Annotated in this window: 1 protein-coding gene; it reads left to right on the top strand. The window is 55.4% G+C overall.

All coding sequences use genetic code 11. The features are described 5' to 3' along the window. A partial coding sequence (locus HMPREF2944_RS09270) for a hypothetical protein (protein WP_210398442.1) occupies nucleotides 1–253 on the top strand: 253 nt, incomplete at its 5' end. Nucleotides 254–594 lie beyond the last annotated feature (341 nt).

Raw genomic sequence — 594 nt, forward strand, 5'->3', positions numbered from 1 at the left:
TTTTTTTGTGCACTTTTTCAAAAAAACCGCGAAAAAAATTCATTTCTCATCATTTTTCATCGCCATTTATTTGTCACACCTCATGCACTCCGTAGGGGCGATTTTTATTATGAGTGACTCAGAATATACACCTGACTTACTGAGTGCAAGAGGTGTGACGGCTGGGAGCCGGCGTTTTTTCGTCCTTCAGGGGAAATTTTTCGCGAAAAAATCCGGTCCAGAGTCCGCACGAAGTGCGCGAGAATCCACATGAGACCGCGCGCGGGCACAGAGGGCGCCGGAGGAGCGAAGCGGGGGAGTTTGCGCCTCTGCTGCCGCGCGGTTCGCGTGTCGATTGTGGAGTCTCGGACAGCGGGCGCGGAGCAGAGGCCGCGGCAAAAGCGCGACCCGGAAACTGTATTTTTGGGTGTTGCTTTGGGTGTATCGCGAGATGTTTTCTGAGCGAACCGCCCTCGCCCCTGTGATTCTCTGTCAGAACCGACCGGCGCACACCGACACCTCACGCACTCTTCGTCCCTCCGATTGTGTGAGGTGTCGGTGTGTTTGGTGGTTCTGGAATTTTTGCGGGGGCGAGGGCGGTTCGGCGGGTGTGGG

The organism is Rothia sp. HMSC072E10, from assembly GCF_001813965.1.
GTDB classification, from domain to species: Bacteria; Actinomycetota; Actinomycetes; order Actinomycetales; family Micrococcaceae; genus Rothia; species Rothia mucilaginosa_A.